This is a genomic window from Paenibacillus lemnae (assembly GCF_012933385.1).
Lineage (GTDB): Bacteria > Bacillota > Bacilli > Paenibacillales > Paenibacillaceae > Paenibacillus_AQ > Paenibacillus_AQ lemnae.
This window is the reverse complement of record NZ_JABBPN010000028.1, coordinates 30,380-45,282: the sequence shown is the minus strand read 5'-3', so window position 1 is coordinate 45,282 and position 14,903 is coordinate 30,380. Positions and strand designations below refer to the sequence as shown.

Genomic DNA, 14,903 nt, shown 5'->3' with positions numbered 1-14,903 from the left:
ATGCAAAAATCCCCTCCAAGTTCACTCATGACCTCATGTTAACACATGAGGTTTTTTACGAGTGTCTACTTGAAGGGGATAATACCATTTCGTAAGTTTCATTATTCAAGATTAAAACTGATTTTATCCTTATATTTTGATAATAATTCTTCTTTGTATTTTTGGAAATCTTCAATGGTCTCAAAAGACTTGTCATCACCGCGTAAAGCATTCATTAGTTTTCCTTCCAGTAATGCTTCTTTATAAACTTGTTTAACAAAATCAGCATCCCAAAATTCCTCTTCAGATAATCCTGTGATTCTAATTCTGTTCTTCATCATATCGTAAACTTCTTGTGCTTCTGGAGAAGTCTGTTCCATTTGATTTTCAAAAACATCTCGCTGAAAGTCAATTTCTTGTTGTACTTCCTCGTCGCTCACGGTAATTCCTTGCTGTACAGCTTCATATGCAGTTATTTTGTCTTTCAGCATATTATTAATAAGGTGTTGATCACTAGGCATTTCAGCGTTGTTCAATTCAGCAGCCCGCTGCGCATTTGTCTTATAAAAAAGAAAGTCTGCGGTGTCTATTTTCACTGTATCAAAAGATGCTATGTATTGATTTGGTTCAGCATGAATCTGATCTGTTGGACTGCCTAATGCTGTGTTGCTGTTAATAGATGAAGCATAGACAAGAGAAATTGTCACAGTTAGAACACAAACTACTGCAGCAGGAATCAGTAAATACCTTTTCTTCATGTATATCCCCTCTTTCCATATATTATGGCTTCTGTAGAGTAATATATAGGTAGTTTAACATAATATCCGCGACCTGCACTTCATATCTAAGAAGAGAGCAGCTGCCATTGGCAAACTGCTCTCTGTGTTGTTCAATATGTGAGCCTAAACCTTAAGCTTGATGCGCCTTACAGGTTCAGCGGTAATCTGATGAAATACAGCCTTTTTCTCGCCGGTAAAATGCTGTTCCACTGCCATAGCCGCATCAGCGTCAATCGTCATCACCCCTTCACGAAGCGGTGTCGTTTCCAGAACAATTTCCCCGTTTGACAGAAATTCTTCGAATCGCTTCAAGCCGATTTCCCATGGTGCTCCATTATGGAAGTGATCGTGAATCAGACGTCCGTTGGAAAACGCATAACCCACGTTTCCGGTATAATTGATATTTAAAACAACGTCATTTGATTCCTGGAGCTTGTCATGATCAAAAATGACTACAACTTTATGATCGTGAACCCGCTGGATGGTTAAAGGAAACGATAAGGACGGGATCTGGAGGCGGTATTTCACTATTGGTCCTTTTATCTCCACAGCACAGGTACAAGATTCTGAACCGGATTTCCATTCAGTCAGCGATTCCTCATAAACATACTCGCTGAATGTGAATTGTTCCTCTCCATTCATGACAAACTCCAGCTGATCTTCAATCACCGCTAGAGGTGTTTGAGAGAACAATATTCTTCGATTGCCAGCCGCTGTCGTCTCCCACATCATGGCTGCCTGCGCTGCAGACATGACAAACACATGAAGTTCCCGCTGCTGTGCACGTTGTATACGGATTAAAGTTGTCTCATCGTGTGGTACAATGACTATCGCCGAGCCGTCCGGATCGCGCTCAACTTCACCGCTCTCTGCATTAATACAGTCCTGTGTATCCAGGTCAAATAAGAATTCTCCATCTACACCTTCCGGCATCGCGAAGAAATAGGTTGCTGCTTGGTTTGACTGAACTGCCGTTACAGGCTGAGCTGTCGCGTAGCGCAGATTTGTTCCATCCAGTTTCATATGAAACGGCAGCATCATGGCAGCGTTCCGTTGAACGGTAAGTGATATTCTCTGCGGGAACTGCAGTATTCCAGTGTTTGTAGTGATCTGAAAAGAGACATTTTCCTTGACACTCATCTGGACATGATCCTGATAGTTGTTGATGAATAAGAAACCCGAATTTCCATCTGTGCGGACTGCATAGCGAAGTGTGTCCGTATTCTCCGGCGTTATCGATTCCGTTCCTTCCGGGAGAACCGCAGCCATCGGAGCAAAGACATCGCCAAAGGTTTGTAAGAAATAATGAAACGGCCGCAGGAGATGATTCGATGGGCGGATCTGTCCGAATTCTCCGATCGGTGCCTGGAAGTCGTATGTAATTCTAGGTGTTGTGCTCTCGTTCAGATATCCCGTGCTTCCTACCGGATTAGTTCCTCCGTGAAACATATAATACCCTATGAAGTTACATCCGCCTGCAGTTTTGACAAGACTCATCGCCACAACGCTCTCTGGTTCGACTTGGAACCTTGATAAATACCAGGTCTGCATCCCGCCGCCCATCTCACAGCATGCAAATGGATATTTGGACTTTGGGTAAGGTGGCTGGAACTCGTTCACCGCGTCATCATTGTGATAGTCGGCAAAAAGATATTCGCCCGTCGGCTTCTGTATTTTGTTCTCAACGCTTACACTCCAGGGTGTATAAGCATACCCACCATATAAGGGGAGAATTTCATCCTCAAGAATGGGTGCATTTCCCCACCCTGTAGAGGTGTACATGGGTGCATCCAAGCCAACTTCTTCAGCTAGCTCTTTCAGTATCCGCATATGCTCCTTACCTCCACTGCCTCCGCTTAGGTACTCGTCCCCCTGTTTGGCGGTCAGTTCCCACAGCGCCGCAGCAGCATTGAACTCGTTCTCAAGCTGAATACCGATCACGGGTCCCCCATCCTTAAACATCAACCCGGCTGCTTGTTCCCCGATTTCCTGGTAAAGCCTTCGTACATAATTAAGGTAGCCTTCATCATTGGAACGCACATCAAACGATCTGCCAAACAACCAATCCGGCAGTCCGCCGTTGCGTACCTCTCCATGACAGAACGGTCCGATACGAAGAATGACGTAAAGGTCCTGCTGTGCACACAATTCGGTGAATTTTCGTATATCTCGGGATCCTTGCCAATTGAATACGCCTTCAATTTCCTCGTGATGATTCCAAAAGATATAGGTGGCGATCACATTTATGCCTGACATTTTCATCTTGGAGATTTCCATCTCCCAATCTTGCTCGGGATAACGGGAGTAATGGAATTCACCGCAGATCGGAATAAATGGCCTGCTGTTCAGCTCCATGTAATAATTGTTGAATTGAATCGTTGTCCCTTCCGGGTTCGTTCCTCCTAGCCGAAGAGTGGAACGATAAATCGGTTTTGGTGAGATCCTGACATCTAATGGGTATTCCATTTATTCATCTCCTCTCATGTGAACACATTAAATATATCAGGCTTGCAGAACAGGGTCACCCCCTTTCTCTGCAAGCCTGAATGATTATTGATTTGGCGGATAAGCAAACTTTTGGCCAAGACTGGCTTTTGCATCCTGAAAAGCTTTATTTTTATAATCATATAATTGCTGATAACCAAGCTGTTCCTCTTGAGCCGGCATTTCATTAAATATTTTTTCAACCTCTTCCTCGCTCTTCGCAAGAATCATCTTCGCTTCCATCTTGGCACGATAATCTTTGATTTTGGCCTCAACTCCAGCTTCTGTAGTTCCCCCCTGGACGGTCGTTGCCTCAAAAGCGAGATCATTGTAAGCAAATTGTTCAAAGTATTTGTCATGCTCTTGCATCACTTTTTCGAATTCATTGCTCGCTTCAGGCCATGTCCGTTTAATAGGTACCCAGTTTATCAGCCAGCCGAACGTATCGTTGCCATACTTTCGCTGAGCAGCCGCAGGATCGTCCGCAAAATCCTTGATTCGCTGTTCTGTAAATTTAACCTTACCATTGTCGTCGTAGGTCCAGGCCACGTCTTTCGGTCCATAAAAAACGTTAAGGGACATCTCGTCGGTTGATAAATATTCGAACAAACGAATGATTTCTTCCTGATATTTGCTTTCTGTACCGATCATGCTCAGCATCCAGCCCGACAAAGGACTTGGCGTTGCATACAGATCATTACCTGCATCACCTTTGATTGGCCCTACAGGAACATAAACCGCATTATTGTCGTTTTGATAAAGCGCTTCCCATCTCAACAGTGCTCTGGTTTTCGCGAATACGCTTCCTGCTGCGATTTTCTCCATCTTTTGATCATCGTTTAATGTAATGCTGTCCTGTGGAAGCAGCCCTTCCCGATAGAGTTGATTCAGGAACTTGTAAGCTTCCAGTGATTCGGGTGTACGTAGCATGTCCTGCCAGCTGCCGTCTTTAGCTTCAGGTGCTGCGCCGAAGAAATGCACCAGATTGTGGTGATCAAAATAGGCGGGGATCATCGAAAAACCATTGTATTTAATGCCTGACTCTTTGACTTTTCGAAGCGCATCAAGTGTTCCTTGCTTGGTATTAAAATCTTCCGGCTTAATGCCAACCTGCTCCATAATGTCCCTGCGTGCAACGATATCAATATGGGTCGCAAGGGTATCTTCTTCCTGCATAGTCTCCTCGGCATAGAAGTAATTCGGCAAACCATAAAAATGACCGTCTTCGTTACGATACCAATCCTGGATGGATTGAGCGACTTTAAAATCAGGTGTATACTTCTCAATTAATTCATCCAGAGGAACAACCAGTCCAGAGTTCTCTAATATTTTCCGCTGTGGTGCGATGTTCCATACGGTGACTACATCCGGAATATCACCAGAGGCAATCATAGCACTTAATTTCTCTTCATTTCCGCTGATAAACTCAACGGTTACGCCAGTAGCATCTGTTACCATCTTATCTACCAGAACATTTTCCGCATCCCACTGTTTTTTGTACCAGTCTGCAGCTACAAACCATTTGATCTTCACCGGTGTATTGCCGTTTTCCTCGTTTTGGGCTGTATTTGGTTCAGACCCTTTACCCGAACAAGCAGATAGCAACGATGTAAATACCGTGATGATCATACATAAAACAATCCATCTGTTTAAGCGTTTCATTCTAATCCTCCCCTTTATGAAAGTGTTGTATATGTTAATCCACTCTTGCTGGTCGTGGAAATTAACCTTTAATGGATCCGATCATGACACCTTTCACAAAATACCGCTGCAAGAACGGGTAGATGACCAGAATCGGTGCAGTAGTTGCAATCATCATGGCAAGCTTAAGCGTTTCGGGACTGGTTTTCTTGGCCTGCTCCGGAACCAGGTTGGCCGCTTGTGCACTCATTCCCTGAGCGAAGTCAGCATCCGTAACGACCCGCATCAAAAACAGCTGTATGGTTTGAAGCGATTCCGAAGTGGTAAACATCAAGGTATCATAGTAGGAATTCCAGTGACCTACACCTGTAAACAATGCGATTGCTGCAAGTGCAGGCATGGACAGCGGCAGTACAAATTGTGCGAAGATTCTGTACTCCCCTGCGCCATCAATTTTGGCTGATTCGATCAACGATTCGGGAATTGACCGGAAGAAAGAGAGCAAAATCATCATATTCCATACGCTGAACATGGTAGGAATAATAAAGACGAGAAAGTTATCTAATAATCCAAGGCTGCGATAAAGCAAGTAGGTAGGAACCAATCCTCCTGAGAAAAACATAGTAACCATAATGTATATTATGTATACTGATTTCCCTTTCAAGGATGGCCGTGATAAACCATACGCTATCAATGAAGTGAAGAGTACGTGCAGGATGGTTCCCAGAATCGTTCGGGCTGCTGTCACAAAATAGGCATTGTAAATAGTAGGATCCGAAAATACTGAAATGTAATTGCTCCAGGTGAATTCACGGGGCCAGAAGTACACCCCGCCTCTTAAATAATCCAGTCCTTCATTGAAAGACCCTACAAGTGAAAACCAGAATGGTGCTACCATAAAAAACATAACGACGATCATGACGAACGTGTTGAAGATGGTAAACCACTTCTCTCCTCTGCTTTTGATCATTGCTGCCCCTCCTCTAGAATAAGCCTTTGTCGGTAATTTTTTTAGATGCATAGTTTGCCAAGAGTAGAAGTAAAACAGCCACGATGGATTTTGCTACGCCTACAGCCGTTGAATACGAATATCTCATTTGCTGAAGGCCTGTTTTATACACATAAGTATCAATGGTTTCGCTCGTTTCCAGGTTCAGCGGGTTCTGCAGGACCAAAATCTGTTCAAAACCTGTATTCAAAATCGCGCTGATCGCAAAAATTAACATGATGACAATCGTTCCCATAATGCTGGGGAGCGTCACATACCACATTTTCTGGACCCTTCCTGCCCCGTCAATCGTAGCAGCTTCATACATATCCTGATCAACCCCTGAAATTGCGGCGATATAGATGATCGCGCCCCATCCTAGTCCCTTAATGACTTCGCCGGAGACCAGAATGAGCCAGAAATTATCCGCTTCCCCTAAGAAATTAACAGGCTCAGACAATACGCCAAGCTCGACCAGGATAAAATTGAGTATCCCGTTCGTAGGGGATAAGATCGTAATAATCAATCCGCCGAACACGACCCATGAGACGAAATGCGGCAGATAAGAAATGGTTTGAACGAATCGTTTGAATTTGGATGTTGTGATCTCATTTAACAGTAATGCAAAAATAATAGGAGCAGGGAATCCGATTAGCAAGTTTAATCCGTTGATGGCCAGCGTGTTTCTAACGACGGAAACAAAATTCGGATCCGTGAAAAACTCCTTGAAATGAATAAGTCCTGCCCATGGAGATTCTGTAATGCCGAGAAACATATTATAATCTTTAAATGCAATCAATACGCCGTACATCGGGATGTAAGCGAATACAAATAAGAATATCAATCCTGGCACTACCATGCTCTGAAGCTCAAATTGAGCTCTCAACCGGATCCTGCGAGAAGAAGTTACTTTCTTGCCGAGTAATTCTGACGAATGTTCAATTTTGTTCACCAGGCTAACCTCCTGTCTTATGTACAAATGGTGCCATCATGGTCAATAAATGTTTGCGCTTTCAATCTGTGCTTACATCATAATCAAGGAGACCGGTCAAAAAAATATCATCATTTCGGAATTGATACCATTTTTTCACCTTCAATGTAAGAGCGCTTTCGTATAGTGTAAAATGAATGAAAAGCTGAAGGGAACTTTTAACCATGCATCGTAGATTTTGGGCGGATTACAGCATCAAACGTCGTCTCAGCATCGCTTATATCGCTTTTATACTAATTCCATTCTGTCTCCTTTCTGTGCATTCCTATATCCAAACCAGTACGTTTCAGAGTAAGCAGACGGCCAGTAATTTGGAGCAGACCTTATCCGTACAAAAAAACGGAATTGAAGCGAAACTGAATTTGGTAGAGAGCATTAGTCACAACATCACCTACAATACAAGGCTGCAAAACTTTCTCTCCGAACCTTTCAATAATCAGAGTGATACCTTCGACCTTTATCGTCAGATCATTCATCCGATTGTGTCCTACAGCTTGTTGTATAACCAGGTGGAGATCAGCAATATTAAAATTTATATGTCCAATCACAGTATTCCTGAAGGATTTGGCAGCTTTTATCATGACACAGCCGTCCTGGACGAACCTTGGTATGTTCATTTCTTGGAAGCTAAACAACGGTCGGCCTGGTACTCCCTTCCTGGTGAAGATTCCTATATTTATTTACAAAAGATAATATCTATGGAGGGGAAATACTTGGGGGTTAGCCGCGTCACAGTATTAAAACCAAATTTGTTCGCCTCATTGACCGATTTGCCAAACCAAAGTCCTGCTGTATATGTAATCGATGCGGAAGGATATTTGCAGTATGGCAGCACAGTCGAATCGCTGACAAAGGAAATTTCACAAAATTCCTTGTCTAAGGAAACGTTTGAATATAAAGGTCATCTCTATGTTTTGGAGCAGCTTGAGCGTCTTAACATGCGGATCGGCATAACCGCCCCTCTCGCTTCTTCATGGAGTTCATTTCAGCTTTTGACCACCCTGGGCTTTATTGCGGCAATCGTTCTCTCGATTCTTCTGTTTTATCAAGTACTCAAAATGACCTTTATTAAAATTAAAGCCAGTATCCGTGCGATGGATCATTCGATTCGAGCTGGTTTTACCGAATTGGTACCTGTGGAACGAAATGATGAGATTGGCGTTATCTCCGAGAAATTCAATACGCTGCTTGTCAGGATCAGCAGCCTGGTCAATGACATGGTCACCCGGGAAACCGTTCATAAAGACGCGCAGTTGAAAGCACTGCAAGCTCAAATTAATCCCCATTTCATCTACAATACAATCAATCTCTTCAGCGCTAAAGCCGAAATTGGCGGACTCTACGATGTTTCAGAAGCATTTGCCGAATTTGGTCAGATGCTTCGTTATAATATGAACTCGCAGTCCCATTATGCTACTGTCCAGCAGGAGATTAGCCATGTGCAAAGTTACATTGGACTTCAAAAACTAAGATATGGAGATCGCCTTCATTTTACATGGACTTGTGATCCAGAACTCTTAGATTTCAAGATGATTCGGTTTATCCTTCAGCCCGTGGTGGAGAACAGTATTACTCACGGCATGAAGAACCGGGATAAACTGCATATTAATCTAGTGATTGAACAGAAGAACGAGCGTGAACTTGGAATCCTTCTGCATGATAATGGCTGCGGGGTTTCTATGAGCAAATTACGGCAGCTAAATGAGCGTTTCCGGTCTGGTGATCAGCGGGACCAGCCCTCCTCCCTTGAGGACGGATCGGGAATTGGATTGGAGAATATTAATAATCGGCTGCGGTTGTTTTATGGAGAATCATTTTTCATTAAGATGCAAAGTGATGAGGGGCATTTTACAAAAACGGTTCTTAACCTGCCCTATATAAATCGAATGGAGGGTTATTGTGATGCTGGATCTTCTGATTGTGGATGATGAAGAATTAATACGTGAAGAAATCAGATCAAAAATTATTCGCATCGGCAATCCAAGCATAAGTAATATTCATTTCGCTGTGGATGGACAACAGGCGCTGCATGCTTTACGCGAGCTGAAACCTGATATCGTGATCTCGGATATTCGCATGCCCAATCTGGATGGACTATCTTTGATAAGAGAATGTTATACTGCCTACCCGCAAATCAAGTTTATCGTACTTAGCGGTTACGGAGACTATGGATATGTTCGAGAAGCGTTCAAATACGGTATCGTCGATTATCTGCTCAAGCCTGTACGTTTGTCAGAACTTGAATCACAGCTGAGCCATGCCATTCAAGAATGCACGGAGCATAAGGCACATCAAAACGCAGCAGAGCATGTTTCTCCATCCGCATTTCCTGAGGCTGAATCAGCAAATGTAGACATGAACGCTGAAGGAATTTCCTCTCCAACTCTTACGGGATCGGAACTTGGGGGCGATGAGGGTGAAGCCCGACCCAAATCATTAATTGGACTGGTTAAGCAGTATATTGCGGATCGTCCATATGGCGATGTATGTTTGTCGGAAATTTCAAATGTGGTATCCATGAATTACACCTACTTCAGCTCCTGGTTCAAGGAAGAAACCGGATGGACATTCTCGTCCTATATGATGAAATTGAAAATGGATGAAGCCAAGAGGCTCCTGGAAAATCCAACACTTCGCGTCAATGAGGTGGCTAGCCGGGTCGGATACGACAATATTTACCACTTTTCAAGAGCGTTTAAAAATTATTCTGGATTATCGCCAAAGGAGTATCGAAAGCAGACCGTCCTTGAATAAACATAAAAAAGCCGCTGAGTCAGCGACTTTTCATGTTTATTTCTTCTCAAAATAAAATTCTTTAAAATTTTTGATATGTCCGTTGTTATATCGTGCAATGGTGATGATACGTTTGAGGTTGATATCCTTTGGATACCAGAGAGATCGAAGTACCTTTTTTTGCTTAAACAGGCTGTTTATTTCTTTGGATAATGTCGGATCCGTGACATATTTCTGCAGGACACTCTTCGGGACATTTGTCCAAAGTCCTGTCTGATCGCTGAATTTACAATCTTGTTCTTTGCCGTACACAACGTCGTCTATTAGGGTAGACAACATATTAAGCCCTGCTGCCCTGACGAAGAGGCTGCTTCTTCCCATTCTCGGATTAATTTCAAACATCATGTACTTGCCCGTTCTGCTGTCATATTTCATGTCAATATTGGAAAAACCAACATAACCGATCTCTTCAAGAAACGTTTTGATCTTCTGATAAAGCTCCATATCGGTACGAGAAATGATGGCCGCGTAGTTCCCAAGGGTTTTCGGTGCGTATTCCTCAAGAACAGGCTGCCCCAGACACATCAATTTGACCTTCCCATGTTCATCGGAATAGCTGTTGATGACCCGCATAGCATCGTCACCGCCCGGGATGAATTCCTGAATGATTAATTTACCGTGATAATCTGATTTGTTCATGCTGTTAATCATCTTCAAGTATTCATCCTTGGAATGAAAGAAAAACACCTTCTTTTTCCCTTCAAAATCACTATGCAGATAATCATAAGCGTTACTGTTCTCTGGCTTTACAACGATAGGGAAATCAAACTCCATTCCCTCCAATGCGCTTTCACGCTCATGAGGTCCGCACACGATCGTCTTCGGATAGTCCAGACCATGTGTTTCACAAAGTTTGTAAAACTTATCTTTCGTATCAAACGTATCCAGCAGTTCCTCTGAAACAAAATGGTTGGCAATAAGTCCTTTAAACTTGGCGTAGTGTCTGGTCAACAGGCTGGCATAATAGTCCGAGCACGGGATGACAATGATTTTTTTATTCGGGGCAGCGTGTTTTTCCAATACGGATAGCAGCGCTCCTGGAAATACCTCGTCATGATCAAACCGGTCGATTTGAACGAGTTGAAACAATTGACTGTGCATAGTAGGGAATAACAGCCGGGTGCACAGTAATAGTGGTTTGATGTGATAAGCCTCATGAATGAGTCTGGCGTTGCCATATGCGTTTTCATCGCTTCCTAGAATGATAGGTAGAAAATCTGATTGTGTCATATTTACTCCTTATTGTGCAGGTTCTTTTTTTATTTGATCCTACTCTGGATTTGTAAGCAGGTCAAGACATGTGAATTGGCAGCCCTATCGCAATAGTCAAAAAGCTGGCAATTCCATTTATGGAGAGCCAGCTTTTTTGATTCTGATTATGAACGATAACTATAGATCTGTGATCCATTCTATCGCATGTTTGGATATATTCGATCCAGCCACGGTACCTTTGGTGATCGCAAGGAGTTGAGTGTCTGTCATCAAGAGCTTCACTACCGTTCCTTGCGTTGTATACGTCTTGGTGGTCGACAATGTATTCGTATCTACTTGATTGATCTTATTGTGGGCCGCTGTGAAAAATGTATCCATATGCGCCGCATTTCCTGCTAGGACATCGAATGGATCTATTGTTCCTGTATAATACATATCCGTGTTTTTATTATTAGTAGATGCAAAGACATAGCCTGCACCGTTAACCACATATTTGCCATCCGGAGTGATACCAATGGCCGTCGACAGATCGTATTCTCCATGATATGGGGAGTTATACGTCGTTGTTATTTTACCATCATTGATCCGGAATACAGCGATATCTCTCGGGCTTATCAGTGTATCTACAGCATAAATTCGATTTTCTGTAGGATGCATCACCACATTTGTCATATGGTACACACTCGAAGAAGAGAGTTCCTTGTGAGTAGAACGATCATAACTCTTCATATAAGTCCACTGTCCGGAGCCTGATGTAATATAAACATGCCTCGTCTGATCTACTACGATATCGTAAGGATCAATGTCAACTTTCCACTCATCTTTCACCTGCAATGTGGCTGGGTCCAGTATTTTTACTGTTCCACCCTGTTTTCCATTGAAACGATAAGCACTATACTCTTCATCGCTGAAAATAACGTATAGCTCTCCATTCGCGTAAACCAATTTTCGTGGCGCTTTGTCAAAGGGAACAGACGTCTTAACCACTTTTTTCTGAGTATGGTCATACGATATAATGGTTGACTCACTATCGTCAATACCATAGATAACTTGTTTCGATGGATGAGCAACAGCTTCCTGGATCACTTGATTTAAAACATTCACATTCGCTCCTGGTGTGATGACAAGTGGCTGTGGAGTTTCTTCCGGCTTAATGTTTCCCGAGTCAATCACTGGTTCTCTGAATGGATCTTGATTCAGCACGGTAATTTTAGAGAAAGTCATGGCGTTATATTTGCTTATCCATGATTTTGCATAATCAATCGGCACAGCAAAATTCAAGTTTCCATCATCCATGCCTGATGAAGTAACGCCAATGACTTCACCCTTCTTATCAAATAACGCTCCTCCTGAGCTGCCAAAACCAATCGGTGCGGTGAATTGGATCAGATTTTGGTTATCGATGACAAGAAATCCGCTTAACACACCTGTAGATACAGTGTTTAGCAGTCCTTCCTGATTACCAATTGCAACAACCGCCTGCCCCTTGGACAAGTTCTGTGATGTACCGATATGAAGCGGAGGCACGTTGGTCCGTATTTTCGCTTTCACCAAAGCTAAATCATTTTTCTTATCCACCGCTACGATCCCCGCAGCCTCATACACCTGATCTTTTCCTGTGATGATGACATAGCTGCTCGCTTCGTCAATGACGTGATAGTTCGTCAAGAACAGTCCGTAACCTACCGCAAACGCACTACCATAACCTGTTGATTCCCCGCTTCGGTCCAGTGACTCTAAAAGCACGACACTTTGCTCAAAGCCTGCGATCTGCTGGTTAGATAAGTTTTTTCCGGTATAAGGGCTTTTCGAATACGGTTCAAGTATGAATTTCAAATAATCTACAATTTCTGCATCTCGTTTGGGATCTAAAATGGACTGATTAGCGAAGACAATAACTCCGCGGCTGTAAAACACCTTTTTCCCTAGGGTCTCACTGATTAACCGCAGCGGAACAAAAGTCCTGCCTTGTTTATATTCTGCTGGTGCATCAAGTGCACTTTTCTTTCCGTTGACAAGCACCGTTTTGCTGCCTAGTGTAATTTTAATTTCCTTTCCTGCTTGCGTAATCGTAGCAGTAGATGATGCCTGATTCCAGGCAACGCGTGCACCAATACTTTCGCTAATGAATCGCAGCGGCACCATGGTCCGTTGATTCTTAACATAAGGCACAATATTATCATTATTCTCATCAATAATTCGGTCTTCATTGTCGTAAATCGCATTGGGACTTCCTATGGAGAGAATAACAGCCCCGCTAAACAGATCCTCGAAATCAAGTTCTTCAGCCTTGGCCTGGCCAGACCCGAAAAAAGGGAAAATTAACATACTTAAAATAGTAATAAAAATAAATGCGCTGCGTTTCATTGGATTCATGCTGTCTCCTTCGTGATGTATATTATTGCGTAGGCTAAATGAGGTATAAAGCCTAACCACAAGATATGACGTAGAATAGATATAAAATGTTTCGCACATTTTTGAAAATCCATAAATTATTATTAGTGTACAAATAATTAAGATTTAAAGATGTTTTTCATAAAAATTTGATCTTCTAAATAGGCGTTTAACAGTTGCTGCATTTGCTCAATTCATGTATATTGTTTTTAAGTTGACATTACAGCAGGTCTAAAAAGGAGGAGCTATGTCACCACGTACCAAAGAACAAAATGAGGCAATCCGTGAGATGCGGATGAGCCAAATTATGAACGCCGCTGCGGAAGTGTATTTAGAGAAAGGGATTCAACTAGAGATCCGTGATGTTTCGCTCAAAGCCGAACTCGGCTACGGAACCGTGTACCATTATTACAAAAACAAACATATGCTTCTGGAAGATCTGCTCTGGGATGCCCTTCTTCGTGTGGAGTCTTCAGTAATGCCTGCTTTAAATGGGAATGACAACGATAAGTTCAAATCAGTGTCTTTTACCAGGCTGCTTCTGCAGAAGTGCATGCAGGATCCTGCCATATTTATTTTGCTTAAATCGGTAGCGGATAATTTCCACCACTTTCCTGGGAACCGGTTCACCAAACTCTTTGCTGAATTCCAGGTTAGGGTCTATCAACCGTTTGTGGAACAGATTCTTAAAGAAATCGATTCTAAATCACCGGAGAATACAGCCAATTTCATTTTCGGCTCGCTTGTGGGTTATGCTGCTTTGAACATTCACCACCAGCTGCAAAGTGAAATGGATGTGCAGAGAATCGTCGATTTGATGTTCACAGGCATCCAGTCAAAGGAGAGGTAATTAGAATGGTCACACTGAAATCGAGAGTTGAGATTGAAGAAATGAGAACAGCTGGCGGAATTGTCGCTGCCTTTCACCGAGCCATCGCGGACATGATTAAGCCAGGTGTCACAACACTCGACATTGAGAAGTTCGCAGTAAAGTTCCTGCGGGAGAAAGGTGCCAAGGCTTACACCGTCGGCTATAACGGATATCCGTTTGCGACATGTGCATCTGTCAATGACGTCATTGCACACGGTTTTCCAAACAACAAGCCGCTTCAGCAAGGAGATATTGTCACCATCGATATTGTTGCACAGGCAAATGGCTGGATCGGGGACTCTGCCTGGACTTATGCGGTTGGTGAAATCTCTGAAGAAGCCCGGAAACTGATGAAGGTCACCAAGGAATGCCTCGATATAGGTATTGTAAAGGCTGTTGTCGGTAACCGAATTGGAGATGTGATGCATGCCGTTCAAACCCATGCCGAACAAAACGGATACTCCGTGGTTCGCGACCTGCTCGGTCATGCCGTTGGACGCGAGATGCACGAGGAGCCTAATTACCCCCATATCGGCAAACCAGGTAAAGGATTCCGCTTGAAAGAAGGCATGGTGCTGACAATCGAGCCGATGATCAACATCGGAAAGGCAGCGATGAAGGTGGATCCCGACGGATGGACGGCAAGAACCGTGGATGGCTCATTGTCCGCACAGTATGAGCATACAATCGCCATTACCGCGGAGGGTCCGATTATATTGACTGTACAATAAAGACTTAATGAATTTCTTCTTGCAAGCTTAGAGCCAAGCT

11 protein-coding genes are annotated in these 14,903 nt (G+C 43.2%); 4 read left to right on the top strand and 7 right to left on the bottom strand.

From position 1 onward, the window contains the following. Positions 1 to 101: 101 nt before the first annotated feature. The 5 genes from HII30_RS20135 to HII30_RS20115 form a co-directional block, all read right to left on the bottom strand. The gene (locus HII30_RS20135) at positions 102 to 737 is read right to left on the bottom strand and encodes a SurA N-terminal domain-containing protein (protein ID WP_169506832.1); all 636 of its coding nucleotides are present in this window, start codon (positions 735 to 737) and stop codon (positions 102 to 104) included. A 144-nt stretch (positions 738 to 881) separates the two neighbouring features. After that, a complete protein-coding gene (locus tag HII30_RS20130; RefSeq protein ID WP_169506831.1) occupies positions 882 to 3,224 on the bottom strand; it encodes a beta-galactosidase in 2,343 nt (780 codons plus the stop codon). 84 nt (positions 3,225 to 3,308) lie between these two features. Beyond that, positions 3,309 to 4,904, bottom strand: a complete 1,596-nt coding sequence (locus HII30_RS20125) for a type 2 periplasmic-binding domain-containing protein (protein WP_169506830.1) — start codon at positions 4,902 to 4,904, stop codon at positions 3,309 to 3,311. A gap of 61 nt (positions 4,905 to 4,965) precedes the next feature. Beyond that, positions 4,966 to 5,853 carry a carbohydrate ABC transporter permease gene (locus HII30_RS20120; protein WP_169506829.1) on the bottom strand — a complete coding sequence of 296 codons (888 nt, stop codon included), beginning with the start codon at positions 5,851 to 5,853 and terminating at the stop codon, positions 4,966 to 4,968. A gap of 13 nt (positions 5,854 to 5,866) precedes the next feature. After that, complete coding sequence (locus HII30_RS20115) at positions 5,867 to 6,823, bottom strand: ABC transporter permease (protein ID WP_343045135.1); 957 nt, start codon at positions 6,821 to 6,823, stop codon at positions 5,867 to 5,869. A 203-nt stretch (positions 6,824 to 7,026) separates the two neighbouring features. Between HII30_RS20115 and HII30_RS20110 the strand changes: the two genes are divergently transcribed. After that, a complete protein-coding gene (locus HII30_RS20110) occupies positions 7,027 to 8,790 on the top strand; it encodes a sensor histidine kinase (protein WP_169506828.1) in 1,764 nt (587 codons plus the stop codon). After that, on the top strand, positions 8,765 to 9,616 hold the full coding sequence (locus tag HII30_RS20105; protein WP_169506827.1) for a response regulator transcription factor: 852 nt from the start codon (positions 8,765 to 8,767) through the stop codon (positions 9,614 to 9,616). The genes HII30_RS20110 and HII30_RS20105 overlap by 26 nt, the downstream gene beginning before the upstream one ends. A 36-nt stretch (positions 9,617 to 9,652) precedes the next feature. On the opposite strand, the gene HII30_RS20100 is transcribed toward HII30_RS20105, so the two are convergent. Together HII30_RS20100 and HII30_RS20095 are read right to left on the bottom strand one after the other, a co-directional pair. Then, on the bottom strand, positions 9,653 to 10,885 hold the full coding sequence (locus HII30_RS20100; protein ID WP_169506826.1) for a carboxylate--amine ligase: 1,233 nt from the start codon (positions 10,883 to 10,885) through the stop codon (positions 9,653 to 9,655). Positions 10,886 to 11,044: 159 nt separating this feature from the next. After that, positions 11,045 to 13,243 (bottom strand): stalk domain-containing protein, encoded by a 2,199-nt coding sequence (locus tag HII30_RS20095; RefSeq protein WP_211184704.1) that lies wholly within the window; start codon positions 13,241 to 13,243, stop codon positions 11,045 to 11,047. 265 nt (positions 13,244 to 13,508) lie between these two features. Here HII30_RS20095 and HII30_RS20090 point away from each other — a divergent pair, with 265 nt between their 5' ends. Both HII30_RS20090 and map read left to right on the top strand, forming a co-directional pair. Further along, complete coding sequence (locus HII30_RS20090) at positions 13,509 to 14,111, top strand: TetR/AcrR family transcriptional regulator (RefSeq protein ID WP_169506824.1); 603 nt, start codon at positions 13,509 to 13,511, stop codon at positions 14,109 to 14,111. A 5-nt stretch (positions 14,112 to 14,116) separates the two neighbouring features. Further along, complete coding sequence (gene map / locus HII30_RS20085; RefSeq protein ID WP_169506823.1) at positions 14,117 to 14,863, top strand: type I methionyl aminopeptidase; 747 nt, start codon at positions 14,117 to 14,119, stop codon at positions 14,861 to 14,863. The last annotated feature ends 40 nt before the right edge of the window (positions 14,864 to 14,903 follow it).

Excerpts from the sequence above, each read along its gene's own strand:
- HII30_RS20135 (WP_169506832.1), bottom strand. The coding sequence starts at position 737 with ATGAAGAAAAGGTATTTACTGATTCCTGCTGCAGTAGTTTGTGTTCTA.
- HII30_RS20130 (WP_169506831.1), bottom strand. The coding sequence starts at position 3,224 with ATGGAATACCCATTAGATGTCAGGATCTCACCAAAACCGATTTATCGT.
- HII30_RS20125 (WP_169506830.1), bottom strand. The coding sequence starts at position 4,904 with ATGAAACGCTTAAACAGATGGATTGTTTTATGTATGATCATCACGGTA.
- HII30_RS20120 (WP_169506829.1), bottom strand. The coding sequence starts at position 5,853 with ATGATCAAAAGCAGAGGAGAGAAGTGGTTTACCATCTTCAACACGTTC.
- HII30_RS20110 (WP_169506828.1), top strand. The coding sequence starts at position 7,027 with ATGCATCGTAGATTTTGGGCGGATTACAGCATCAAACGTCGTCTCAGC.
- HII30_RS20105 (WP_169506827.1), top strand. The coding sequence starts at position 8,765 with ATGCTGGATCTTCTGATTGTGGATGATGAAGAATTAATACGTGAAGAA.
- HII30_RS20100 (WP_169506826.1), bottom strand. The coding sequence starts at position 10,885 with ATGACACAATCAGATTTTCTACCTATCATTCTAGGAAGCGATGAAAAC.
- HII30_RS20095 (WP_211184704.1), bottom strand. The coding sequence starts at position 13,243 with ATGAATCCAATGAAACGCAGCGCATTTATTTTTATTACTATTTTAAGT.
- HII30_RS20090 (WP_169506824.1), top strand. The coding sequence starts at position 13,509 with ATGTCACCACGTACCAAAGAACAAAATGAGGCAATCCGTGAGATGCGG.
- map (WP_169506823.1), top strand. The coding sequence starts at position 14,117 with ATGGTCACACTGAAATCGAGAGTTGAGATTGAAGAAATGAGAACAGCT.